This is a genomic window from Aquimarina macrocephali, assembly GCF_051627225.1.
In the GTDB taxonomy this organism is placed as follows: Bacteria; Bacteroidota; Bacteroidia; order Flavobacteriales; family Flavobacteriaceae; genus Aquimarina; species Aquimarina macrocephali.
The window spans coordinates 3,775,337-3,799,716 of record NZ_CP151795.1 but is presented as its reverse complement, the minus strand read 5'-3'; the positions used below and the strand labels follow the sequence as shown (position 1 = coordinate 3,799,716).

The 24,380-nt window shown below is 32.6% G+C and carries 13 protein-coding genes; 6 read left to right on the top strand and 7 right to left on the bottom strand.

Features of this window, described 5'->3' with window-relative positions; all coding sequences use genetic code 11:
- Positions 1 to 148: 148 nt before the first annotated feature.
- A complete protein-coding gene (locus AAFU52_RS16500; RefSeq protein ID WP_438422680.1) occupies positions 149 to 859 on the top strand; it encodes a LytR/AlgR family response regulator transcription factor in 711 nt (236 codons plus the stop codon).
- A gap of 354 nt (positions 860 to 1,213) precedes the next feature.
- On the opposite strand, the gene AAFU52_RS16495 is transcribed toward AAFU52_RS16500, so the two are convergent.
- From AAFU52_RS16495 to AAFU52_RS16465, 7 genes are all read right to left on the bottom strand, one after another.
- Positions 1,214 to 3,826, bottom strand: a complete 2,613-nt coding sequence (locus AAFU52_RS16495; protein ID WP_438422678.1) for a glycosyl hydrolase family 18 protein — start codon at positions 3,824 to 3,826, stop codon at positions 1,214 to 1,216.
- 90 nt (positions 3,827 to 3,916) lie between these two features.
- Positions 3,917 to 6,592: a glycoside hydrolase family 19 protein gene (locus AAFU52_RS16490; RefSeq protein WP_438422677.1), complete on the bottom strand. Its 2,676-nt coding sequence runs from the start codon at positions 6,590 to 6,592 to the stop codon at positions 3,917 to 3,919.
- 246 nt (positions 6,593 to 6,838) lie between these two features.
- Entirely contained in the window at positions 6,839 to 9,073 is a 2,235-nt protein-coding gene (locus tag AAFU52_RS16485) for a response regulator (RefSeq protein ID WP_438422676.1), read from the bottom strand.
- 361 nt (positions 9,074 to 9,434) lie between these two features.
- A complete protein-coding gene (locus AAFU52_RS16480) occupies positions 9,435 to 10,529 on the bottom strand; it encodes an acyltransferase family protein (RefSeq protein ID WP_438422674.1) in 1,095 nt (364 codons plus the stop codon).
- On the bottom strand, positions 10,526 to 12,361 hold the full coding sequence (locus tag AAFU52_RS16475) for a sodium:solute symporter family protein (protein ID WP_024770313.1): 1,836 nt from the start codon (positions 12,359 to 12,361) through the stop codon (positions 10,526 to 10,528). The genes AAFU52_RS16480 and AAFU52_RS16475 overlap by 4 nt, the downstream gene beginning before the upstream one ends.
- Before the next feature lie 5 nt (positions 12,362 to 12,366).
- Complete coding sequence (locus AAFU52_RS16470) at positions 12,367 to 13,092, bottom strand: LytR/AlgR family response regulator transcription factor (RefSeq protein WP_024770314.1); 726 nt, start codon at positions 13,090 to 13,092, stop codon at positions 12,367 to 12,369.
- Positions 13,092 to 13,910 carry a sensor histidine kinase gene (locus tag AAFU52_RS16465; RefSeq protein WP_241461412.1) on the bottom strand — a complete coding sequence of 273 codons (819 nt, stop codon included), beginning with the start codon at positions 13,908 to 13,910 and terminating at the stop codon, positions 13,092 to 13,094. The genes AAFU52_RS16470 and AAFU52_RS16465 overlap by 1 nt, the downstream gene beginning before the upstream one ends.
- A gap of 449 nt (positions 13,911 to 14,359) precedes the next feature.
- Between AAFU52_RS16465 and AAFU52_RS16460 the strand changes: the two genes are divergently transcribed.
- From AAFU52_RS16460 to AAFU52_RS16440, 5 genes are all read left to right on the top strand, one after another.
- On the top strand, positions 14,360 to 17,365 hold the full coding sequence (locus AAFU52_RS16460; protein WP_024770316.1) for a carboxypeptidase-like regulatory domain-containing protein: 3,006 nt from the start codon (positions 14,360 to 14,362) through the stop codon (positions 17,363 to 17,365).
- 19 nt (positions 17,366 to 17,384) lie between these two features.
- Positions 17,385 to 18,995, top strand: a complete 1,611-nt coding sequence (locus tag AAFU52_RS16455; RefSeq protein ID WP_438422671.1) for a RagB/SusD family nutrient uptake outer membrane protein — start codon at positions 17,385 to 17,387, stop codon at positions 18,993 to 18,995.
- A gap of 127 nt (positions 18,996 to 19,122) precedes the next feature.
- Complete coding sequence (nagB, locus tag AAFU52_RS16450; RefSeq protein ID WP_024770318.1) at positions 19,123 to 21,039, top strand: glucosamine-6-phosphate deaminase; 1,917 nt, start codon at positions 19,123 to 19,125, stop codon at positions 21,037 to 21,039.
- Between the two features lie 143 nt (positions 21,040 to 21,182).
- A complete protein-coding gene (locus tag AAFU52_RS16445; RefSeq protein WP_024770319.1) occupies positions 21,183 to 22,055 on the top strand; it encodes an N-acetylglucosamine kinase in 873 nt (290 codons plus the stop codon).
- Positions 22,055 to 24,358: a family 20 glycosylhydrolase gene (locus AAFU52_RS16440; protein WP_438422666.1), complete on the top strand. Its 2,304-nt coding sequence runs from the start codon at positions 22,055 to 22,057 to the stop codon at positions 24,356 to 24,358. Before AAFU52_RS16445 ends, AAFU52_RS16440 begins: the two co-directional genes overlap by 1 nt.
- Positions 24,359 to 24,380 lie beyond the last annotated feature (22 nt).

Sequence of the window (24,380 nt, the reverse complement as noted above, 5' to 3'; positions counted from 1 at the left end):
AGGTTATTCTATAAAAGCCTTTGTAAAAAGAAACAATAAAATAGAATAAATCCGGTTACATACCCAAATAGAAAGTATGATTTATTCATTATAAAAAGAGTAAACTACATCCATTTAACCATAGAATAATTGCTAAAAAACCTATAGAATGAAAGTAAAATGTTTACTTATTGATGATGATCCGCTGGCTATCACTATTTTAAAAAAACACTTAGAATATTTTGAGCATTTTGAAGTGGTTTTCTGTTGCTATAATGCCGTCGATGCATTTGATTTTATTCGTGAAAACACAATTGATTTAATATTTGTTGATATTTACATGCCCATGGTTAATGGGTTAGAGTTTATTAAAAGTATAGACAATCCTCCTTTAATTATTATAACTTCTTCTGATGAAGATTATGCTGTACAAGGTTTTGAATTAGGAGTTATAGATTATTTAATAAAACCAATCTCTTTGAAGCGGCTAGTAAAATCTTTACATAAAATATCCAGAACATTAAATAATATAAATAAGCTATCACATTCATCTCAATTAGAAGATCACATTTTTATTAAAGTAGATAAAAAAATGATCAAAATTTATTTTGAAGACATTTTATATATAAAGAGCCTTAAAGATTATGTAATCATAAAAACGGGTCATAAAGACTATGTAACACACTATAATCTATCTGCAATTACCAGGTTACTACCAGAGTATCTTTTTATAAGAATCCACAGATCATATACTATTGCCATTAATAAAATTAAGGCTATTGATAAAAACTGTATCGAAATCGCTGATAAATCACTTCCTATAGGAAGAAACTATATAAAAAAGGTTAAAGGTAAAATCATAGATGGCGTTACCATTTAAGCAAAAAAAATCCGGGATATATACCCCGGATCTTTAGTATGTATAAATGACTAGCATCTATTCACAACATAACAAACAAAATTTTAAACGGTATACCTTTTAGTACTGTATTTTCTAGCTAAATCTTCATTTTTATCACCAACTAAATTTGCAATAAATCGAACTGTTGTTTTCATAATAATGAGGTTTTAGAGTTTATATTACAATCAATGGATCTGCCAAATCAGGGCCTTAGAATACGCTGATAAAAAAAATGCTGAGTTTGTGTTAGCCAATCAATGCTTCAAGACCCTTTATTTGGCAATTTTCTATTATTCAATACATTTCTGAGGTTCTTTAACCGCTTTTTTGGATTTATTTTTTAATTATTTTTTTGGTGATTACCTCTCCACCGATATTAATTTTATAGATATAAATTCCACTTTTCAGAGTCGATAAATCTTGTGTGAAATCTCTACTTCCACTATACTCTTTTAAAGATTTTGTATCCATTAATTTACCATAGATATCATATATATCAATTTTCACCCATGATACTTCTGGAACTGTTATCTTATACTTTATAACATCATCCACCAATGTTTGAAATGCAACAGAAGACATATTTGGATTATTATTGACACAATCTGAAACAAATTCCCAAACAGAACTACTACCTGGAGTTTCGCCTTCTGTCCACCATTTGGCTTTATAAATTTTTTGGCTATGGTATATTTGATCTCCACTATTATAAGCAATAGATGCTATCCATTGTGAAGATCCACAAAAATCTCCACCACCAGAGCCTCCGCCACAACTAGAAACAAACCCCCATACAGAACTGCTTCCCGGAGTCTCTCCTTGTGTCCACCATTTATTGGTATAGAGATTACCGTTATAACTTACTTTTTGTCCCGCTGTCGCATATATTTGATCAGATCTCCATTCTGCTATCCCATCACAGCTTCCTCCTATCACTTTTTCTTTCACAGTAAACATAACAACTGTCTCTGTAGATAATCCTTCATTATCTGTAGCTGTAATTTTATATGATACATCACCAAAAGCACCAGGAGTCCAAGCTGTAGTGTATTGAGTACCATTTGCAGATGGAGTAATTTCAACATTATTTACAATAAACTTAACAGAGCTAACCTGGGTATCATCGGTTACGGTAGCTTTTAACTGAATTGATGACAGTGCTGTTTGTTCTATAATATCTAAATCTTTTGGTTCGATTAGAGTTATTGATGGAGGTGTATTACCTCCTACTAACTTTTCTTTTACGGTAAAGACAATTGTTTTTTCTGAAGTTGCATTTTTATTATCTGTTGCAGAAGCAATGAGAGTTACTTCACCAAATGCTGCAGGAGTAAAACTGGCTGTATAACTACTCCCGTTTGCTGTAGCACTAATGTTAGTATTGTTATGCTTAAACGTAAAAGATTGAATGGTCCCGTCAGAATCTGTTGCATTAGCTTTCAATGCTATCGCAGACAATTCGGTTAATTCAATAACTTGTCCATTTGTAGGAGCTTCCCATACTACTGTTGGTGAATTGTTTATAGGATCTGTATTTCCTGCAGCTTCATTTACAGCTTTAAGAATACTTGAAGACGAATTATAATCGGTGTCTTGTGTAAGCTCCCATATAATTAATCCCTGATGTCCATATTGCTTAGAATATTTAATTTTTTCTGCGGCTAATTTTGGTGTGTTATAATATATTTTTTTTCCATTTTCTCCTATATACCCTCTTAAGTTTTTAGGATCTTTAGGGTCATAACTTGTAGCTGCATTAGCAAAATCTTTCACTATATCTTTATAAGGAACAAATTTGGCTCCGTTACCTCCATTAGGCTTCTTTTCAGAAAAATCATAACCATAAACAGGTAGTCCAAAAGCTAATTTAGATTTTGGCACATTAAATCCTCCAGAATGATTCCAGGCTGGTGGAGCAAACCCCATCCAATATTCTAATGCATCTTGTGCAGAATAAATTGGATTATCTGCTGTTTGTCCTTGATAAGTACCTTGTTCTACTTTATAAAGAGAAGAATGAGGTCCTTCTGGTGATTTATCCCATGATCCTGTAAAATCATAAGACATAAGTCCAATCCAATCCATATAGTCTACCATACCATCATCATAGTTATTTCCATACCAAGATGTTCCGAATACGGCAGATGTAATTAGTTTATTAGGTATTTTAGCTCTTAATTTCTGGCTTAATTTTCTTAATCCAATACCTGCTGGGTGAGGTCCTTTATCAGCATCTCCCCATTTGCTTCCTCTTACTCTTCCTCCCTGATCTGAGGTTCCGCTAATGGCTGGATCTGCCCACCAGCATTCCATATCCAAATCAATACCGTCCAGATCATTCTGAGTAACATAATTAGCAATTAATGTTGCAATTTCATCTAGTTTACTATCGTTGTTTTGGTATTTGGTCATTAGCCATAAAAATGCATAATCTGTAGCTCCACCTAATGCAACAGATACTTTTACTCCTTTGGCTTTAGCTTTTTGAAGAACTCCCAAATCATTAAGAACAGAATCTACTTTTCTAGATTGAAACTCATCAAAAGATACAGAAGCAAAATTTGAACTATTATAATCGTTATTATTCTGTTTAAACATTAAAAAAGAAATGTTCAGATGTGTTACTACCTCTGGATTAAATTTATTTTTGATATCATAATCGGCAACCCAGGTAGGTAAATACCCAATAATTCGCTGTTTACCAGAATAATCCGGCCCTAATCCTCCATCACCACATGGTCCTATTAGTTCCCAGGAACCAGCTCCCGGAGCATCACTGGTATAATATTTACACTTATAATTAATACTATTATAAGAAACTTCTTGCCCTTGTGTATAAGGAACTTTACTTGCATCCCATTCTGTAGAACAAGTAGGGAAATTGTATTGTGCCTGAATATACAGCGCACAAAAAAACATTAATAAAAATGTATAAAAATTTTTCATGATTAGTGTGATTAATTAATTCGAGTTTGTATATATATAATCGGGTAGTTAAGTCACAAGTAAATAACTACCCGAAAAGTTCCTTAGCAGTTAATTTTTAAGGATTTTCTCAAAATAAACGTCGTCATTTATATATATTTTAAATACATAAAGACCGTTTTTGAGATTTGACAGATCGTGTGTAAATGATTTTCCTGACTTTGTCTGGATTCCATTAAATGATTGTGTACTTATTAATTTTCCAGAAAGGTGGTATAGATTAATCTTAATCCAGGATGTATTATCTGTTTTTATCCTAAAGTTTACAATATTCTGAGTTACAGTAGGAAAAACAGAGTAATCATTTGAATTTATTTCAGAATTACTTTTAGTACAAGTTCCTGTTTTTGTCCAGGCAAGTTGCCAATGAGCTCCAGTACCAGGTGCATATGCCCAAGCAGCAGCAGATGAACACCACCCCGGGATGTTACATTCAAATTTTTCTCCTTCATTTACTACTTCATCATTTAATCCATAAGAAGTACCTGCTACATATTGAGGTACATTCGCGCAGTTACCATTACCAACTGTAGTAACCGAAACTGAAATTGAAGAAGAAATTGAAGAAGCGCCATCATCATCTGTAGCTTCAGCTGTTAGCACATAATTTCCTTCTACTGCATTAGCAATTGTATATGTATAAGGGCTACTTAGACTTTCTCCTATCTTATTTCCACTATTAAAAAAAGTTACTTTTGTAATCGTACCATCATTGTCAGACGCACTTACCGTGATAGGAATCGAAGTTCCTGCTTCAAAAGAAGCATTATCTCCCGGAGACGTTATACTTACAACTGGAGCATTATTATTTCCTCCAGTCGTTTTTTCTTTCACAGTAAAAGAAATTGCTTTTTCTGAAGTATTATTCTGATCATCTGTAGCAAATGCTGTAATTGTAATTTCTCCAAATGCAGTTGGCGTAAAACTAGCTGTATAGTTATTTCCCGAAGAGGTAGGATTAATACTAGTATTATTATATTTAAAGACAAAAGATTGAACAGTTCCATCGGTATCGGTGGCACTGGCTTTTAAAGTAATTGGTGTAAGTTCGTTTTGTTCTATGACCTGTCCATTACCTGGTGATTCCCATGTTATTACAGGATTAGTTCCATTAGAAGCGCCACATTCTTTTACAAACTCCCATACGGTATCACTTCCTGGGACATTACTACTATCTGCATACCATTTGTTTTTATAGACGCTGTTATTGTATTTTACATAGTTGTTCTTGTCTTTATAAATCCTTGAGGCATTCCATTCGGGTACTTCTTGACAATCAAGATTCACTCCATCCCAAATAATAACCTTTATTGTTGAAGTTGCTGTAATACCATTTTCAAATACAGCATTAGCGGTTAAAACGTGATTTGTATAACTAGATGGTGTCCAACTGAATGTTACTCCATCAAAAGTTTGATTTTCTACAGATGTAGTAACGCTTACTAATTTTGTGTTTTTTTCGTCTATAGATAAGCTTACTGAAATTGGAGAAAATGTAGTTTGCTCAAACATTTGATTATTCTTCGGACTAGCAAATGTTACCTGAGGTTTTTGTGCACAGGGTTCTGCTGTGAGATCAGCAGCATCTCCACCATATCTAGCCATATCTTTACATCCACAATCAGAAAGATCATGAACTCCATCCATATCGGTTCCTATATTATAAATATCAGTGAATCTTTGGTAGTACCCTATTCTATCTACTACCTGAGGTTTTTCTGTACCTTGTCCACATTCTACGCCTCCATTAATAATATTTACAGTCATCCCAAGTCCTGGAATTCTATTTTTGGTTTTATCCAACTCATTAGGGGTCCATTTGTTTACCATCACATCATGAGCCGATGGCTTAGGATATTGAGGTGTCATCCAAAACCAAATAGCAGTCTGAAAAGCTAAAGCAGCATCTTCGATTACTTTTTCCGGATTATCCAAAAGTATTTGTTTGTCTCCAAAAATAAATTCACTGGCAGGACCATAGTTATAATTGTATGATAACTGTATTGGTCCTCTTCCTTTATATGATTTCCCTGGAGTCGGAGGATAATTTGTATCTGGAGAAGCATAAGAAGCATCTGTAGGTTCTTCACGAAAGTGTAAACCCCAAGAAAACTGTCCACCCGGAGCAGTTGACCATCCCCCGGTAGTCTCGTGAGAGATATTAGCAAAAAAAGCGGTAATCTCTCTTTTTCTGGTTTCCAGACTTCCTTCTCCTAAAAAAGATCCATAATCTACTTCTTTAATAACAATTTCTTTTTCAGCATTTCTTGGTGCATCAAAATCTACATCTGTTCGAATCACTTTTGATACACCTGTAGTCTTATCTGTACGTGTAACTCTATAAGCGTTCGTACCACATCTTCTCTCAAAGGTCACTTCAATTTTACTCATTCTATTAATAGCCTCGATAAAAGATTCATAAGTATAAAAATCATCTTTAGGATCTAATACCCAAACGCCGCCTCCTGTGTCTTTGGCGCCAAAACGGTACGGAAACAAAGTATCCCATAAGTCTTTATTTATCAAGTCATTAACTTGAAATAATGGTTTTACAGTCAAAGATTTATCCGGAGTAAAAGAATAATCTGCTTTTGATATCCCGGGATATGCACTATCATTGTTAGAAAACGTTGGATTAATAGCAAAAAGTAATACAGTAAAAATCATTATCCATAATTTCCTGCATAAAATCCAATGGATTTTTGGAGTAGTGAGCTTGTGTGTCATTGTTAAGGTTAATTTGTGTTAAGTCGTTGGTTTTCTTTAAGTTATTCAAAAACTTAATTATAAAGTACTGTATTTAAGTTCTTTTGAAGAAATAAAATATACGAGTAACACTTTTTAGCACACAAAAGCCATCAGATTGGCAATAAGTGAAATTTTGTATTAATCAATTATACAATTCTATAATTATTCGTTATTGAAGAAAAAAAAGGATTGATTAATTCGAGATATTAGAACTGGATAGTTTTATTATTTTGGTATAACTATTTGGATCTGTTCCAGTAGTGTTACGGGTTCGAAAGGTTTATTTATTACTTTAGTAATGCCAGCATCTACAAAATTTTCTTTGTTTTCTGATTCAGAAATAGCTGTTAAAGCAATAATTGGAGTTTTTTTATCCGATTTACGTATTCGTTTTGTAGTTTCAAACCCATCAATCCCCTCCATCATTATATCCATAAAAATAAGGTCATATCCATTTTTCTCTGTCATTTTCAATGCTTCATAACCATCTGAAGCAATTTCACAATGATAACCGAAATTAGTTATGATTTTTCGTGTAATTAATTGATTAATCTTATTATCCTCGACAACCAAAATTTTTACATCTTTCTTTTTTTTATCGTTAAATTCTGCCTGCCCTATTTTCTGCTCTATGTGTTCGAAAGGTATTTGAAAACTAAAAATTGTACCTTCTTTTTCGTCCAATATAAAATCTAGCCTACTATTACACTGAAGAAGTAATTTATTAGCTATTACCAATTCGAGAGTAGGTAAGTTATTTTCATCTGATAAGGAAGTGAAAATTGCAGATTCGTTTTCTATAAAAGCTTTATTTAATTCTTCTTGCTTTTTCTTAGAAAAATATAAATTTTTACTCTTTAATGAAAATAAGATAGTGTTTATCTTTTCTCTTGAAAAAAGATGTTGCACAGAAAACTCTATAACACCCCCATTTACGTACCTAGACATATTTGAAAGAATACTTATTATAATTCTTGACAAATGATCAGAGTCTCCCAAAAGTTGCTTGGGTAATTTGTCATCTAATAGAAATTTAAAATCATTATTGTTTTCTCCAATAATAAAAAAATTAAGAGATTCTTTAATTGTATTAACCAACTTAACAGGATCAAAAGGGTGTTTCTTTAAAGAAGTTTTATATGCTTCGTCAGACCTGTTTAATTCTATAATATCATTAATAAATCTCAATAGATATTTCCCCGAAAACTGTAATATATTTAACTGCTTTTTTCGTTGATTTTCATTAGATTCCTTATTCTCCAATAAATGTGCAATGCCATTTATTGCATGAAGAGGAGTTCTTAATTCATGAGTAATATTATTGATAAACAATGTTTTCTGTTTATAAACTTCTTCTACCCTATTTTTTGCCTTTAATAATTCTTGATTTTTCTGTTGTAAGAGTACGTTATTTTCTGTTTTTAATCTAGAATTTTTATATTGAAGTAAGACCAAAAGAACCAGAATAACTATAATCACAATTCCAGATATCAAAAGAGATTCATTCAGTTTTAATTGAGCTTGTTGATATTTATTTTCTGCAAGAACTCTTTCATTATCCTTCTGTTTTAACTGAAGTTCTTTGTATGCTTTTATGTCTTGGGCATACTTTTCAAGGAAAATATTATTCTGTTTTGCCTGTTCTTGGATATAATCTTTATAATAATCATTAGCTAATTTATATTCTTTTTTTCGATCATATACATCTGCAATCCCAGCAAGATATAGTGTATGATTTGCATAATTACTTGTCTTTGTTGAGTCCATTTCTCGTTTGGCAATCTCTTCACCTTTTCTAAAAAAGTTAAGCGCTTCATCATACCTATTTGTTTTTGAACATGCCGTCCCGATTCGATAATATAGATATATTAACCTTATATCTTTATGATATTTTTTTGCAAGTTCAATAGCTTTTTGAGAGGCCTCATAACAGTTTTTCCAATCCGCATTTCGATAATAAATAGAAGTTAAGTTTACCAGCATATCAATACTCTGCTCCTCATACTTGTGTTTCTCTGCTCCGTCTATCGCTTTTTTTAAGAAAAAAATCGCCTTATCATTATCTTTTGATATTCTTTTATGATATAAACCCCAGAGGTTATTTATGTACATTTCACCGTATTGATCCTGTATTTGCTTTTGTAAAATAGTCGCTTTTTCGAGATAAGTTTCAAATCCTTCTAAATCCTGAACGGATATATACAACCCACTACGTAATCTATAGACTCTAGCAATATACTTTTTATTATCACTCTCTAAAGCTAATTTTTCGGTTTCATCAATTATACTAAGAGCCTTACTTATATAGCTATGATCTATCCAATATTCTATAGAATCTAAATTTTGTTTTAAAACACTTTCTTCTTCCTGTAGAGAGGGGAAATCATAAGTCTCTTTGGCATTAGCACATAAAATCAGTAATGAAATAAGAATTATTGAGGTGAATACATTTCTTTTCATAAAACGTCTTGTTTCATCTTTTAGCTTAGAGTACAACTTTATTACCTAGTATTTAAAGTCAACTTAGATATCATTAGATCATGTTTAAAAATTACATTATTCTCGATAATTGTAATCATAAATGACAAATCTTAAGTATTTTTTATGAGGCAGATATAAAACAAGAAGGGGTAATTATTTGTATTATAATTTGCATTAAGCTTGTTTACAATTAAATTTTTAACAAAAATAAGCTTTATTTTTTTAAAATTTTAACACAACCAATTTTTAAAAAATGTCTTTTAAGTAAAAGCACTACAAGAATTATTTTAATTTCTTGTAGTGCTCTTTATAGTATCTTATAATTGTTCTTATTAAAATTTTAGACTTTAATAAATATCTTTTTCTTGTATAAGAAATATGCCAATAGTGTATAAAAACCAACGACAATCAATGCATAGAAAAACGAAGATAATGGTTTGTCAATCGATGGGTATACAAAAAACGTTTCAAAAAGAAATTGATGCACCGAGGTTTGCGAATCTATTTTAATTAAATAAAAAGATTTAGCTAGTATCATAGAAGAGAAATAGATAATGATTGCATTAGCACCTACATATTTCACAAGACTACCAAAATCACGCTCTTTATAATCCATAAAATAATGAAATAACACTAAAAACAAAGTAGCATAGCCTGATGTGACTAATACAAAACTACTACTCCACAACACTTTATTGATTGGGAAGAAAATACTCCATAAATACCCTATAAGGATAAAACATGTTCCTATTATGGTCAATACACCAAGTTTCCGTTTTGTTGCACTCACTAAAATCTCGCCCACAACGATTCCCGTAATTGTGGTTACTATAGCCGGTATTGTACTAAGAATTCCTTCAGGATCATAATCCGGTTTCCAAATATGCCCTTTAAGTAATAGATAATCCAGATAATTTGCCCAGTTATTTGGGCCTCTTTCTAGTATGGGAGAGGCCCCATCGGGTAATGGAATATATGCCAACCATATCCAATACCCTATAAGAATCGTAACAGCAATAAAAATCAATTGTTTTCTAGTACAATTCAAATACAATATAGATGCTATACAAAATACAATTCCTATTCGCTGTAGTACTCCCGGGAGACGTACCGATTCTGTTTCAATGAAAGGAAAATAGGGTAAAAACACATTGATAAGTAATCCCAGTGCTATTAATTTTATACTACGCTTTACGATTTTCTTATAAATTGCCCTTTCTCCTTTTTTATGTTTGTATACAAACGATATAGATATCCCAACAATAAATAAAAAGAAAGGAAATACAAAATCTGCCAAAGTAAGGCCATTCCACTCTGCATGTAATAATGGTGTATATACATAAGACCAATCCCCTGGTGTATTTACCAGAATCATAAGCATTATAGTAAGTCCTCTTAAAAAGTCTACAGATTGTATTCGTTTAGTTACACTCACGACATTAAATTCTTTCCTATTGATTTCCAAACTCTCACCAATAAGAAACCAGAAACTACAGCTAATACTCCTATAATTGCAGCCATGACGTACTCTCCATAAAGTAAGTTACCTACAGAAAACAAACAACTATATACTAATACGCAACCTAATAACATTGCTAGAATTCCAGAAGGTACAGACCATTTCTCATTAGATTCTACTATTTCTACTCCCTCGGCATCAGCTTCATCAACAATTTTTTTCCAGCCTGGTCCACCGGGTTGAATACTTTTATAAAAAGATCGTAAAGTCTCTTTTGATTCTGGTTTAGTTAGATAAGTTGTCACAATCCAAACGATTGAAGTTATAATCACCATAGCTATAAATCTAAACCAGGAAGGAAAAACTCCTGATATTATTTCTCCAGCATCACTGGTATATCCAAATAATGAGTCACCAAGTGGTGTAAAAGTTAAAATTAATGGGATAAGCATTGCAGAGAACATTACAGATATCTCACTCCATGCATTTATACGCCACCAAAACCAACGTAAAATATATACTAATCCTGTTCCTGCTCCAAACATTAAAATAATGTCAAAAAGCTGCTTGGCATTAGTAAGATAAAGTGCAAATACAGCACTAGCCACCATAAGAACTATAGTAGTAATTCGCCCAACGTTCACCAGCTCTTTTTCGCTTGCATCTTTTTTAATTTGTTGCTTATAAAAATCATTAACGATATAAGATGATCCCCAATTAAGATGTGTAGATAATGTTGACATAAATGCAGCACCCAGAGAAGCTAAGACAAGTCCTAATAGTCCAGCCGGGAGTTTTGTTAACATCGCCGAATAAGCCAAATCATGTCCTAATTTACTAGATTCAACATTAGGAAAAGCTTCTTGAATACTAGCGATATCTGGATACATTACTAAAGATGCTAATGCTACCAAAATCCATGGCCAAGGTCGTAGTGCATAATGCATAATATTAAAAAAGAAAGTAGCACCTATTGCATGGTTTTCATTTTTTGCAGCAAGCATACGTTGTGCAATATATCCACCACCTCCTGGTTCTGCACCAGGATACCATGAACTCCACCATTGTACTGCTAACGGTATAATTAAAATCCCAATTAATGCTTCTGTATTAGAAAAATCTGGAAAAAACGAAAGTTTATCAGATACATTTGGGTGAGAGACCAAATTGCTCAACCCTCCCACTTCAGGAAGATTAACCAAATAATAGGAAGCTCCTACAGCGCCTACTATTGCGACAAAGAAAAGTACAAAATCTGTATAAATCACTCCTCTAAAACCTCCTAAAGAGCTAAAAGCAGCTGTTACCACGCCACCAATCAAAACAGTCTGTATTGGTGAAAGTCCAAGCATAATTTGCCCTATTTTGATTGCAGCAAGGTTTACCGCAGCCATGGCAATTATATTAAAAACTACTCCGAGATATATCGACCTAAACCCTCTTAAAAATCGAGCAGGTTTACCACTATATCTCAATGTGTAAAACTCTAAGTCTGTCGTAACGTTTGATTTACGCCATAATTTGGCATACACAAATACGGTTAGAAGACCTGTCAATAAAAAGGCCCACCATACCCAATTCCCGGCAACACCGTCCTGTCTTACAATATCAGTAACTAAATTTGGAGTGTCGGTAGAAAATGTAGTTGCTACCATCGAAAAACCAAGTAACCACCAGGGCATATTACGTCCTGACAAAAAATACTCTGCTGTATTTTTTCCAGATCTTTTAGACACCACAACACCAATAATAAGTGTGGTTAAGAAAAATGAGGCTATGATTATGTAGTCCAATGTTGTTAAAACCATTATTTTTATTTTAATAAATTTGATTTGTTTTTTAATATTCGTTGTTTAGCGTGAGCTGCATAATTTCTCCCTATAGGAATTCTTTTTTCTCCCACCTCAGCAAGATTCCCTTCTATAGATTTAACTTTATCTATAGCTATAGTATACGATTTATGAATTCTTATAAAATTTTCTGAAGGAAGCTCTTCACTAATACTAGTTAAAGATTTATGTGATAGAAATGTATCTTCAAGTGTACTCACCCTGATATAATCTTTAAGACTTTCAATAAAGAGTATATCGGTTAAAAGAATTTTCACCAATTTCTTATCTACTTTTAAGAAAATGTGAGCCGGTTGCACCATATTCATAGAAGGCTCATGTTTCTTTATAGCAACAAGTCTTGCTGTTAATTTATTTATAGATTTCAGAAATCGATTAAAAGAAATAGGTTTTACAAGATAATCGAGAACTTCTAGCTCATAACTTTCTAATGCATATTCCTTATATGCAGTGGTAATAATAACCTGTGGATATTCCTGTAAGCTTTTTAAAAATTCTAGGCCATTCATTCTAGGCATATTAATATCTAAAAAGACAGCGTCAATATCTCCTTGTTCTAATATAGATAATGCCTCTATTGGGTTTTTAAAAGTATCAACGATCTGAATGTTTTTAAATTCTTTTAAAAAAGATTCAATAACTTCAATTGCTAAGGGCTCATCATCAATTATGATACATTTAATAGTCATTATATAGGGATTTTAAGCAAAATCGAATACTCATTATTTTTTTGTGCTATGTTTAGTGTATATTTTTTTGGGTATAGTATTTCTAACCTTCTTTTTACATTTTTTATTCCAATTCCATTAAGTCTTTTAGTTTTAGATTCATCTTCATAGTTATTTTTAGATATAAATATCAGTTCATTTTCAAATCTTTCAAAAGAGATTAATAACTCCATTCTGTCATTATTTTTTAGCCCATGTTTAAAAGCATTCTCAATAAACGGTAAAAACAGCATAGGAACTACTTTAACATCATCAATATTACCATTTATATCAACCCTCGAATCAACTCGATCACCATAACGCATTTTTTCGAGCTCAATATAATTATCGATATGATCAATCTCCTGTAAAAGAGGGAGCTTTTTTTTACTGGTATCATAAATCACATATCTCATAAAGTTAGATAGTTTTAATACAAGATTAGGTGCCAGATCCGATTTTTTTATTGTTAGTGCATATAAACTATTAAGTGTATTAAAAAAGAAATGGGGTTGTATCTGCGCTTTTAAATATTTTAATTCTGTTTTATATTGCAATTCACTTAAGTCTCTATTCTTATTTTGCATTATCAAAAAATCGACTGTATATTTTATTGCAGAGGTTAACCCTACAACATACAATTCGCCTATAGCCACTGCTACAATATGATTAAAACCAAATGGATCCAGTCTTCCTTCTACTTCTGGCCAGATATCCTCGGTAACCAACAATAGATTAAGACCAGACCTTAATATATAATGAACTCCAAGAGACATACATAAGAAAAGTACGTAATACACATACTTTTTTTTGAATATGTATTTAGGAACCAAAAAATAAATATTAAAATAAACTAAGATGATGTGTAGAGGAAATTCTACAAGGTTCGATTTTAACGAATACCAATAATCATTAAAATAACTCCCCCATCGAATTACATTAAATAAAAAATAGATAATCCAAAAATATAGATGATATTTTCGTTTAATAGTCCTTTGCACGTTACCCCTCTCTTTTTTTAAAAAATCATTAAATAATACTAGTTAAAATCACTTTTTTAACAAAAATTTTTGAAAAATGTAAGGCTATTTGTAGAGAAAAACAAAAAAAATAAGAATATCGAATTTTAAAAAAACCGTTATCTATCAATGCATGTCGATTGTTATTGAAACGATGTCGTTTGTCTAAAAAAAATTTTGTTAAATAATTAAAATACTACTTTGAGATCATTCAAAAAACACTTATTAATATGAAACAAAAAATTTTAACCCTTACCACTCTATTATTTTTTTCTTTTATGAGTTTTGGGCAGGGAACCCAAATAACGGGTACAGTAACAGGGGCTTCAGATGGTGTACCACTACCTGGAGTTAATATTATTGTAAAAGGAACTACAAACGGAGTACAGACAGATTTTGATGGAAATTACACAATTACTGCAACTGCAGGAGATGTAATTCAGTTTTCCTATTTAGGAATGTCAAATAAAGAAGTCACTGTAGGTAGTGATACAGTAATAAATGTTCAGTTACAAGAAGATGCTGAACAATTAGAAGATGTAGTAGTAACTGCACTGGGAATTCAAAAAACCAGGAAATCACTTACTTATGCTGCACAGGACATCAAATCTGATGAGCTAACAAAAATCAAAGATGCCAATCCTATTAACAGCCTTTCTGGTAAAGTATCAGGACTTGTTGTAAACAGAAGTGCTTCTGGTGTTGGTGGATCAGTAAAGGTAACTCTAAGGGGTAATACTTCTACCAGAAACAACCAACCATTATATGTTATAGATGGTATTCCTTTATTAAACAATTCTGCTATTCAACCTAATAGTACATTTGGTGATATTGAAAACGCAGGAAACAGAGATGGTGGAGATGCATTATCTCTTATCAATCCAGATGACATTGCAAGTATTAGTGTCCTAAAAGGAGCTTCTGCTTCTGCTCTATATGGTAGTCAGGGATCTAATGGTGTTATATTAATTACGACTAAGAAAGGTAAGTCAGGAAGTTTTAGAACAAATGTATCTTCTAGTTTCACAGTAGATAACGCTGCTTATTTACTTGATTATAATGATCGTACAGAAAAAAACATAGATGACTTTTTAGAAACAGGAACAACTGCAATTAATTCATTGTCAGTATCGGGAGGAACAGAAACTGCTCAAACTTATTTCTCTTATGCAAATACACAAGCATCAGGAGTACTTCCTACTCATAATGTAAAAAAGCATACACTTAATATTAGAGAAACAGCTAAACTATTTGATAACAAGTTAACTGTTGATGCAAACATTTTGCTTTCAACTCAAAAAATACATAATAAGCCCGTTTCTGGTCTATATTATAATCCATTAGTAGGAGCAACAGCATTTAATTCAGATACAGAAACCTTAAGTAACTATAGAGTTTTTGAAGAATTTAATGTAGATAGAAATTTAATGGCGCAACGTTGGTTTAGAGGAACTTCTGATATCGAACAAAACCCATATTGGATAATCAATAGAAATGCCAGTGATGATCAAAATCAAAAAGTATTAGCCTCTGTTTCTTTAAAATATAGGTTTAATGACTGGTTATCTGTGCAAACCAGAGGAAGTTATGATAAAAACTTTTATAAATTTGAAAGAAAAATCTATGCAACTACCGATGGAACCCTATCTGCATCAAACGGTCGTTATTTATTAAATGATGTAGAGGATACTCAGATCTATGGTGATATCATAGCTACAATTAATACTCCTCTTTCAGAAAATTTAAATTTAACAGCTAATATCGGTACCAGTATCAGAAAATCTGATTTAGGAGAAAGTACCTTATTAGATTCTGGTGTTGGAGGTAATCTAAAAATACCAAATATTTTTACGCTTTCTAATTTTGTCGTTGGTACAGTAGGAGTTAATCCAATATTAAAAGAAACTAAAGCTGAGCAAAAAGAAGTACAATCTCTATTCGCTAGTACAACATTAGGGTTTAAAGATATGTTATACCTTGATCTAACTGCAAGAAATGATTGGTCTTCAACTGTTTCAGATTCTTTCTTCTATCCATCTTTTGGTATTACAGGAGTAGTATCTGAGATGTTTGATTTACCTGAAGTAATTTCTTTTGCAAAAGTAAGAGCTTCTTATGCAGAAGTGGGTAATGATATACAAAGTTTCGCCAATAATCCAATCAATACTATTGGTACTGGTCCAGGAGGGTTAAATCGTCCTACGATAAGACCGCTTACAGAGCTAAAGCCAGAAACTCAAAGATCTTTTGAAATAGGTACAGAATGGCAATTTTTTAATAACCGTCTAGGGTTTGAAATTGGATATTACAAAACCAATACTATAGATCAGTTTATGACAGTCCAGTCTGCTAGTGGTCAAACAAATGCTAACGGTCAAACAGCAGATCAATTTGCTATTAACGCAGGGGATTTTGAAAATAAAGGTATTGAAGTTTCTATTACAGCAGACCCAATACAAAATGAAAACTTTTCCTGGAATACAACTGTAAATCTAGCTAGTAATAAAAATACTATTAAGGAATTAGATTCTAGATTAGATAGAGATTTTCTAGAACTAACCCCTATAAGTGTTAACTCGTATGCCTTATTAATTGCAGAAGGTGGGTCTTTTGGTGATATTTATGGAAAAAGACTTAACAGAAATGCAAATGGATTGCCGATTCGAAATACAGATGGTAACTTTACTCAAGCAGCACCTGATGCAAATACCAGAGGTGGTTTTGATTTATTAGGAAATGCAAATCCTGATTTTTCTTTAGGATGGAATAATTCTTTTACCTATAAAAACATAACATTATCCTTTTTAGTTGATGGAAAATTTGGTGGAGAAGTAATGAGTCTTACTGAAGCTATCGTTGATGGTTTCGGAACATTAGACAGAACAGGTAGCGTAAGAATTTTTGATGAAGTTTCTGGCTCAGAAACTTCAATACCAGCTACAGAATATTATCAGGCAATTGGAGGAAGAGATAAATTTAGTGGTGAATATGTATATGACGCTACTAATATCCGTTTAGCAGAATTATCTATAGGGTATAACTTTAATCTTGGAGAGAATAGTTTCTTTAATTCGATCAATACTTCTTTAGTCGGTAGAAATTTATTTTTCTTTTATAAAGATGCACCTTATGACCCAAATATATCTTTAAGTACAGGAAATGGACTTCAAGGTGTTGATGTATTCGGATCGCCATCTACCAGAAGTATCGGTTTGAATGTTGGCTTATCATTTTAATTAAAAGGAATAGAATATCATGAAAAATATAATTAAAAAAACAATTATTACTGTTTTTATCTCGGTATTTGTACTCTCATGTACAGACGATTTCGAAGCATTAAATACAGATCCTAATGGGTTAACGGATGCACAAAGTGAAGCCGATTTTATTAATGTAGGTGGACCATTTAATCCTATCTTTTTAAATCTATATAGGTATGATCCTGCATGGCATACGCAACTACAACATAACCTAAATGCAGATACCTTCTCTGGATATATGGCTCCACCAAGACCATTTGCAGGAGGAGCAAATACCACAAACTATAATTTTATTGATTTTTGGGATCAATTCCCTTGGGATATCCCATATTCTTCTACAGGAGTTATGCAAAATGCTGCATTAGTCAAAGAGCGTGGAGAAGAAAAATTTCCATTAATCTATGCAATTGCAAAAATATTAAGAGTTGAAGGTATGCATAGAGTAACTGATGTATATGGACCAATTGTGTATTCAAAATTTGGAGTACCTGGAGCATCTTTTCCAGAATATGATACTCAACAAGAGGTATACAACCAGTTTTTTACTGAACTTGATGAAGCAATAACCACTTTATCTACAGATCCTACCAATGAGCAATTCACCAATTTTGATCTTGTATATGGAGGGAATTATGCGCAATGGATAAAATTTGCCAATACACTTCGATTACGTTTAGCTATTAGAATTTCGAAAGCAGATGCTGCTAAGGCTCAAATTGAAGGAGAGAAATCATTAGCACATAGTGGTGGACTTCTGGAAACTAATGCTGATAATTTCATCATTAAAGGTGGTGCAAAACATCCACTAACTGTTTTTAATTCTGAGTGGAATGACGTTCGTATGAATGCTTCTATGGAATCTATATTAGTTGGATATAACGATGCCAGAGGCCCCGTTTTATTCGAAGAATCTACGGTAACACCTGGATCACTAAAAGGATTAAGAAGTGGATTACCATTATTAGATGGATATACTGATGATATCGATCAAAAAGGAGATTATGTTGGATTTTCAAGATTAGGAAATTCTTATATCATTGATAAAACTCCAACTACAAATATTCAATTAATGACTGCTGCAGAAGCATATTTCTTAAAAGCAGAAGCTGCCTTAAGAGGATGGGCTGGTGCCGGTGATGCGCAATCAAATTATGAAATGGGAATCACAACTTCTTTTGATCAACATGAAGCTGGAGGAGCATCAACTTATATTACTGATAATGCCTCTACACCTATTGATTATGTTGATCCTGTTGGATCTAATAATATTGCTGCATTAAGTACGATCACTATTGCCTGGAATGCCGGAGCAACGAATGAAGAAAAATTAGAACGAATTATTACTCAGAAATGGATTGCTATGTTCCCTGACGGACAAGAAGCATGGAGTGAATTCAGAAGAACGGGATATCCAAAAATATTCCCTTCGGTAGCTAATAATAGTGGAGGTACTGTCGATACTGATATTCAGGTTAGAAGATTACCTTTCCCTGCTAGTCAACGAAGTACTAACCCACAAGGTGTAGAACAAGCAAGAACACTTCTTGGTGGTGCCGATAATGGAGGTACCCGATTATGGTGGGATATTGCTGGTGGAAATTTTTAAAAAATTTGAGTTAGCCAAATAATACTTATGAAAGAGATGGATAGAGCATTATCTCTCAACTCCATCTCTTTTCATAAAAAGCCTTAAAATAAAAAAACAATTAAAACAATCAAACTCTTGAGGAAAAATGATCCAGGAAATTGAATATAAACAGGTAGGACAGTTTGAAAAAACGAAGTTTGAGAAGATTCATAATGAAATATTCCCCGATTCGTCGATAGCTTCAAAGCTTGTTGCACACGAAATTGCAACATTAATTAAACAAAAACAACAAGAAGGTAGCCCTTGTGTACTAGGTCTGGCCACAGGTTCTTCTCCTATAAAAGTATATGAAGAATTAGTAAGCTTACATCGTTCTGGAGAGTTAAGCTTTTCAAACGTAATTACTTTTAATCTGGATGAATATTATCCAATGGATACTGCACATCAGCAAAGTTATTATCACTTCATGCATCAACACTTATTTGATCATGTAGATATTAACCCAGAAAACATCAACATTCCTGATGGCACCATTCCTGTTACAGAAATGGATCAATATTGCATTGATTACGAAATGAAGATCAAAAAGTACGGCGGACTAGATTTTCAACTCTTAGGAATTGGTAGAACAGGACATATCGGTTTTAACGAACCAGGATCACATCCCAATTCGGGTACGCGAATCATCACATTAGATCATGTCACCAGAACTGATGCTTCTTCTGATTTTAATGGTTTAGAAAATGTTCCCAAAAAAGCCGTTACTATGGGAATAAGTACCATAATGAAATCCAGAAGGGTATTACTATTAGCTTGGGGACATAAAAAGGCTACAGTGGTTAAACAGACAATAGAAGGTGAAATTACATCTAATATTCCTGCATCTTTTTTACAAGAACATAAAAATACCACTATTATCCTTGATTCTGAAGCTGCTTCTGAACTTACACGAATCAAAACACCATGGCTTGTAGATCAATGTATCTGGAAAGAACAATTAAAATTTAAAGCTGTTACCTGGTTGAGTCAAGAACTCAATAAACCTGTCTTAAAACTTACAGATAAAGATTATAACGACAATGGAATGTCTGGTCTCTTGGCTGTTGAAGGGTCTTCTTATGATTTAAATATTAAAATTTTTAATAACGTTCAACATACCATCACAGGGTGGCCAGGAGGAAAACCAAATGCAGATGATACAAACAGACCCGAGAGAGCCCTCCCTGCAAAAAAGAGAGTTTTAATTTTTAGTCCTCACCCAGATGATGATGTAATATCAATGGGAGGAACATTCTTAAGATTAATTGATCAAGGACATGATGTACATGTTGCTTATCAAACTTCGGGTAATATAGCGGTTACGGATGATGAAGCCTTAAAGTTTGCTGAGGTAGCCAATAGTGTTCATCCTAATAAAGAAGAAGATACTTTTAAAAAGGTAATTACATTTCTTAAATCAAAAAACCCAGGTGATATCGATATACCAGAAGTTCGGTTAATCAAAGGATTAATTAGAAGAATGGAATCTTTGGGTGCTACTCGGTATTTTGGATTAGATGATGATAAGGTTCATTTTTTAGATCTTCCTTTTTATGAAACCGGAAGAATCAAAAAAAATCCGTTAGGAGAGGAAGATGTAACTCTTACAGCTAGTATTATTGAAAAAATAAAACCACATCAAATATATGCTGCAGGTGATCTTGCCGATCCCCATGGAACTCATAAGGTTTGTCTAGATGCTATTTTCGAGGCTATCAACAACCTAAAAAGTAAAACCTTCATGGATGATTGTTGGGTATGGTTATATAGAGGTGCCTGGCAAGAATGGGACGTTTCTGAAATTGAAATGGCCGTACCTCTAAGTCCACACGAAGTATCCAAAAAAACTAATGCCATCCTATATCACCAATCTCAAAAAGATAGAGTGATGTTTCAAGGAGAAGATTCAAGAGAATTTTGGCTAAGAGCTCGTGAAAGAAATAGAAATACAGCGATATTATATGATAAGCTTGGTCTCGCAGATTATGAAGCGATAGAAGCTTTTAAGAGATATCTATTTTAAAATTAATTGCATTGTTTGTTAGATAAATTTTTGCAAAAAACAACCTTCCCTCAACATATGAGGGAAAGTTGCTTTTAAAAAGAATCTCTTCGCTATGCACCAGCAATAAGACAATACATAAATGATAAATAAACTAATGACTAATGATATTATTTGCAGATAGCGGTTCTACCAAATGTGATTGGGTTCTTGTTGATAATGATGGAGAACTCATTGATAAGACTAAAACCGATGGTATAAACCCTCTTTTGCTTTCTGACGATGCTATCATAAATATTGTTCAAAAAGCAGACTCTATACTCCAAAAAAGAGATCTCATACATAAGATTTATTTTTATGGTGCAGGGTGTGGTGAGGCTGATGCTAAGAAAAAAATAGCTCTCGTGCTGCAATCTATATTTAAAAATGTAACATCTACTGTTATAGAAGAGGATATCATTGGAGCCGTAAAAGCCACAACAGAAAAGCCTAGTGTAGTATGCATTTTGGGAACAGGAGCAAATTGCTGTTATTTTGATGGAGAAAAAGTTATTCAAAAATCCCCTGCTTTGGGGTACCTATTAGCAGATGAAGGTAGCGGTAATTATTTAGGGAAAAAATTGATTAAAGATTATTTCCTAGGTAAAATGCCATCCGATACAGCCTCATTATTTAAGAATGAATATACTACCGAACTTAATCAAATTCTTGATGAATTATATTGTGCTGATCATCCAAATAAGTACTTAGCTTCTTATGCAAAATTCATTTTTAGAAATCGAGGGAATGCTTATCTCGAAGGAATTTTACATCATGGTATTTCAAAATTTATAAGTACTTACCTTTTTCAATACAAAGAAGAATTATCCAAACATCCTATACACTTTGTAGGTTCGGTAGCCTACTACTCTCAAGATATTATAAAAAAATTATTAGATGACCATGGTTATCGGGTTAGAGGTTTTGTAAAAAAACCAATAGACCATTTAGTTAATCGCCTGATTATCCAAAGAATTTCTCAAAAAACAAGTCAGTAATGAGTTTACGAATTATACCTTTCTTTTTTTTAATTTTCATGACCTGTAAAAGTCCTGATTCATCATTCCCTGTTAATCAATCTTTGAGTATCACCCCCATACCTTTCAAAGTAGATCAAAAACAAGGATATTTCGAAATCAATAAAAAAACTACTTTTCTATGTAATAATAATTCTTCTGCAGTTATCGCAAGTTTTTTTATCGGAAAAATGAAGACTTTCACAGGTCATTCTTTTTCAATAGATAATGAAAATAACACCAAAAACAGCATTCAATTAATCAAAGAAAGTACGCTAGATTTTGGTGAAGAAGAATATCGTCTGTCTATATCAAAAGATGAAATAAAAATAAAAGCAAAAACCGATCAAGGATTGTTTTATGGAATGCAGACTTTTATGCAACTTCTTCCGTTATATGATGCTAATTCAAAAAATCAAATGCATCTTCCTGTTAAAATCCAGGCTCTAGATATAGAAGATAAACCTCGTTTCGGTTGGAGAGGGATGCATCTGGATGTTTCCAGGCATTTTTTCTCAATTGATTTTATCAAAAAACAACTTGATCTATTATCTCTTTTCAAGATCAACAAGTTTCATTGGCACTTAACTGATGATCAGGGATGGCGAATAGAAATAAAAAAATACCCTAAACTTACAGAGGTTGGATCCAAAAGAAAAAATGCTGATGGTTCTTTTCATCAAGGATTTTATACCCAAGAAGAAATAAAAGAAGTCGTAGAATACGCCAAAGAAAGATTTATTGATGTAATTCCAGAATTTGACACACCCGGGCATGCTATAGCAATTTTGGCAGGATACCCAGAGCTTTCTTGTAGTAAAGAAAAATATGAAGTAAGAAATTTATGGGGTGTCGAATCTAGTATACTCTGTCCAGGAAAAGAAGAAACTTACACTTTTATAGAAGATGTAGTCCAAGAACTATCGACTCTCTTTCCTTATGGATATTATCATATGGGAGGAGATGAAGTACCAAAAGATCAATGGAAAAATTCTGCAGAATGCCAAAAATTAAAAAAACGCGAAGGCCTGAAAGATGAAAAAGAAATTCAAAGTTATTTTATGGCTCGTGTAGAAAAGATCTTATCAAAATATCATAAAAAAATGATTGGATGGGATGAGATTCTGGAAGGTGGTATTACTCCCACAACAAATATTATGTCATGGCAAGGAGAAGAAGGTGGAATCAAGGCTGCTAACAAAGGGCATGATGTTATCATGACTCCTGCAAAGTATTGTTATTTTAATTTTTATCAAGGAGATTTTAAAGCAGAACCTTTAGCTTTTGGAGGATATATCCCACTGGACAAAGTATATCACTATGATCCAATACCAAAAGAAATTGAAGAAGATAAAAAGAAACATATTTTAGGCGCACAAGGAAATGTCTGGACAGAATATACATATAAAGAAGAAACAATTGAGTACCTGTTATATCCACGTATCATAGCATTAGCAGAGACTACATGGTCACAAAAAGAAAATAAAAAATTCGGTGATTTCTTAAATAGATTGAATAGTGTTTATGATGTATTAGAACATTACAATATCAATTACCATATTCCTCTTCCCGAGGGGCCTACTTCAAATAAGATCGTATTTACTGATAGTGTAAGTATTCCTTTTTCTACTACACATCCGGTTAAAATGGTATACACCACAGATGGAACAGATCCAATAGCAACTAGCACAGTATATACCGAACCATTAAATTTTAAGGAAAATACCGAATTGCGAATTGCTTCAATATTGAAAAGTGGAAAAATGAGTAGTATTCGAAAATTGAACATCACAAAAGAAACTCCCATTCCTCCTTCTGATACTGCAGAATTATCTCAAGGACTTATCAAGAAAGAGATAAAAGGTTATTTCAAAAGTATCAGTGATGTTAATGATAGTACTAAAAGTCATATATCTACTATTAAAAATATCAAAGATGCAAATACAACATATCACTGGGGTCACGAAGTAAATGAAGATAATTTCAAGGCAGTTTTTCTTGATGGGTATGTTTACATCCCAGAAGATGGGGTTTATTATTTTTCTAGTACACAAGATCAGATATGGATAGCAGATCAGCTCGTTATTGATTATAAAACTCCGTTAAAAAAACATCCAAAAGAAAGCTCAATCGCTTTACAAAAAGGAAAACATAAACTTAAGATAGTGTATCTAAACAACATAGCAAAAGGTTGGGCAACAGATTGGAATACTGTAGAATTAAAATATAGAAAAGCTTCTGAGGTTGATTATAAAGAAATAGATGAACATATGATTTTTCATTAACTGTATAATGGCCTCGCAATAT

Excerpts from the sequence above, each read along its gene's own strand:
- AAFU52_RS16500 (WP_438422680.1), top strand. The coding sequence starts at position 149 with ATGAAAGTAAAATGTTTACTTATTGATGATGATCCGCTGGCTATCACT.
- AAFU52_RS16495 (WP_438422678.1), bottom strand. The coding sequence starts at position 3,826 with ATGAAAAATTTTTATACATTTTTATTAATGTTTTTTTGTGCGCTGTAT.
- AAFU52_RS16490 (WP_438422677.1), bottom strand. The coding sequence starts at position 6,592 with ATGACACACAAGCTCACTACTCCAAAAATCCATTGGATTTTATGCAGG.
- AAFU52_RS16485 (WP_438422676.1), bottom strand. The coding sequence starts at position 9,073 with ATGAAAAGAAATGTATTCACCTCAATAATTCTTATTTCATTACTGATT.
- AAFU52_RS16475 (WP_024770313.1), bottom strand. The coding sequence starts at position 12,361 with ATGGTTTTAACAACATTGGACTACATAATCATAGCCTCATTTTTCTTA.
- AAFU52_RS16470 (WP_024770314.1), bottom strand. The coding sequence starts at position 13,092 with ATGACTATTAAATGTATCATAATTGATGATGAGCCCTTAGCAATTGAA.
- AAFU52_RS16460 (WP_024770316.1), top strand. The coding sequence starts at position 14,360 with ATGAAACAAAAAATTTTAACCCTTACCACTCTATTATTTTTTTCTTTT.
- AAFU52_RS16455 (WP_438422671.1), top strand. The coding sequence starts at position 17,385 with ATGAAAAATATAATTAAAAAAACAATTATTACTGTTTTTATCTCGGTA.
- nagB (WP_024770318.1), top strand. The coding sequence starts at position 19,123 with ATGATCCAGGAAATTGAATATAAACAGGTAGGACAGTTTGAAAAAACG.
- AAFU52_RS16445 (WP_024770319.1), top strand. The coding sequence starts at position 21,183 with ATGATATTATTTGCAGATAGCGGTTCTACCAAATGTGATTGGGTTCTT.
- AAFU52_RS16440 (WP_438422666.1), top strand. The coding sequence starts at position 22,055 with ATGAGTTTACGAATTATACCTTTCTTTTTTTTAATTTTCATGACCTGT.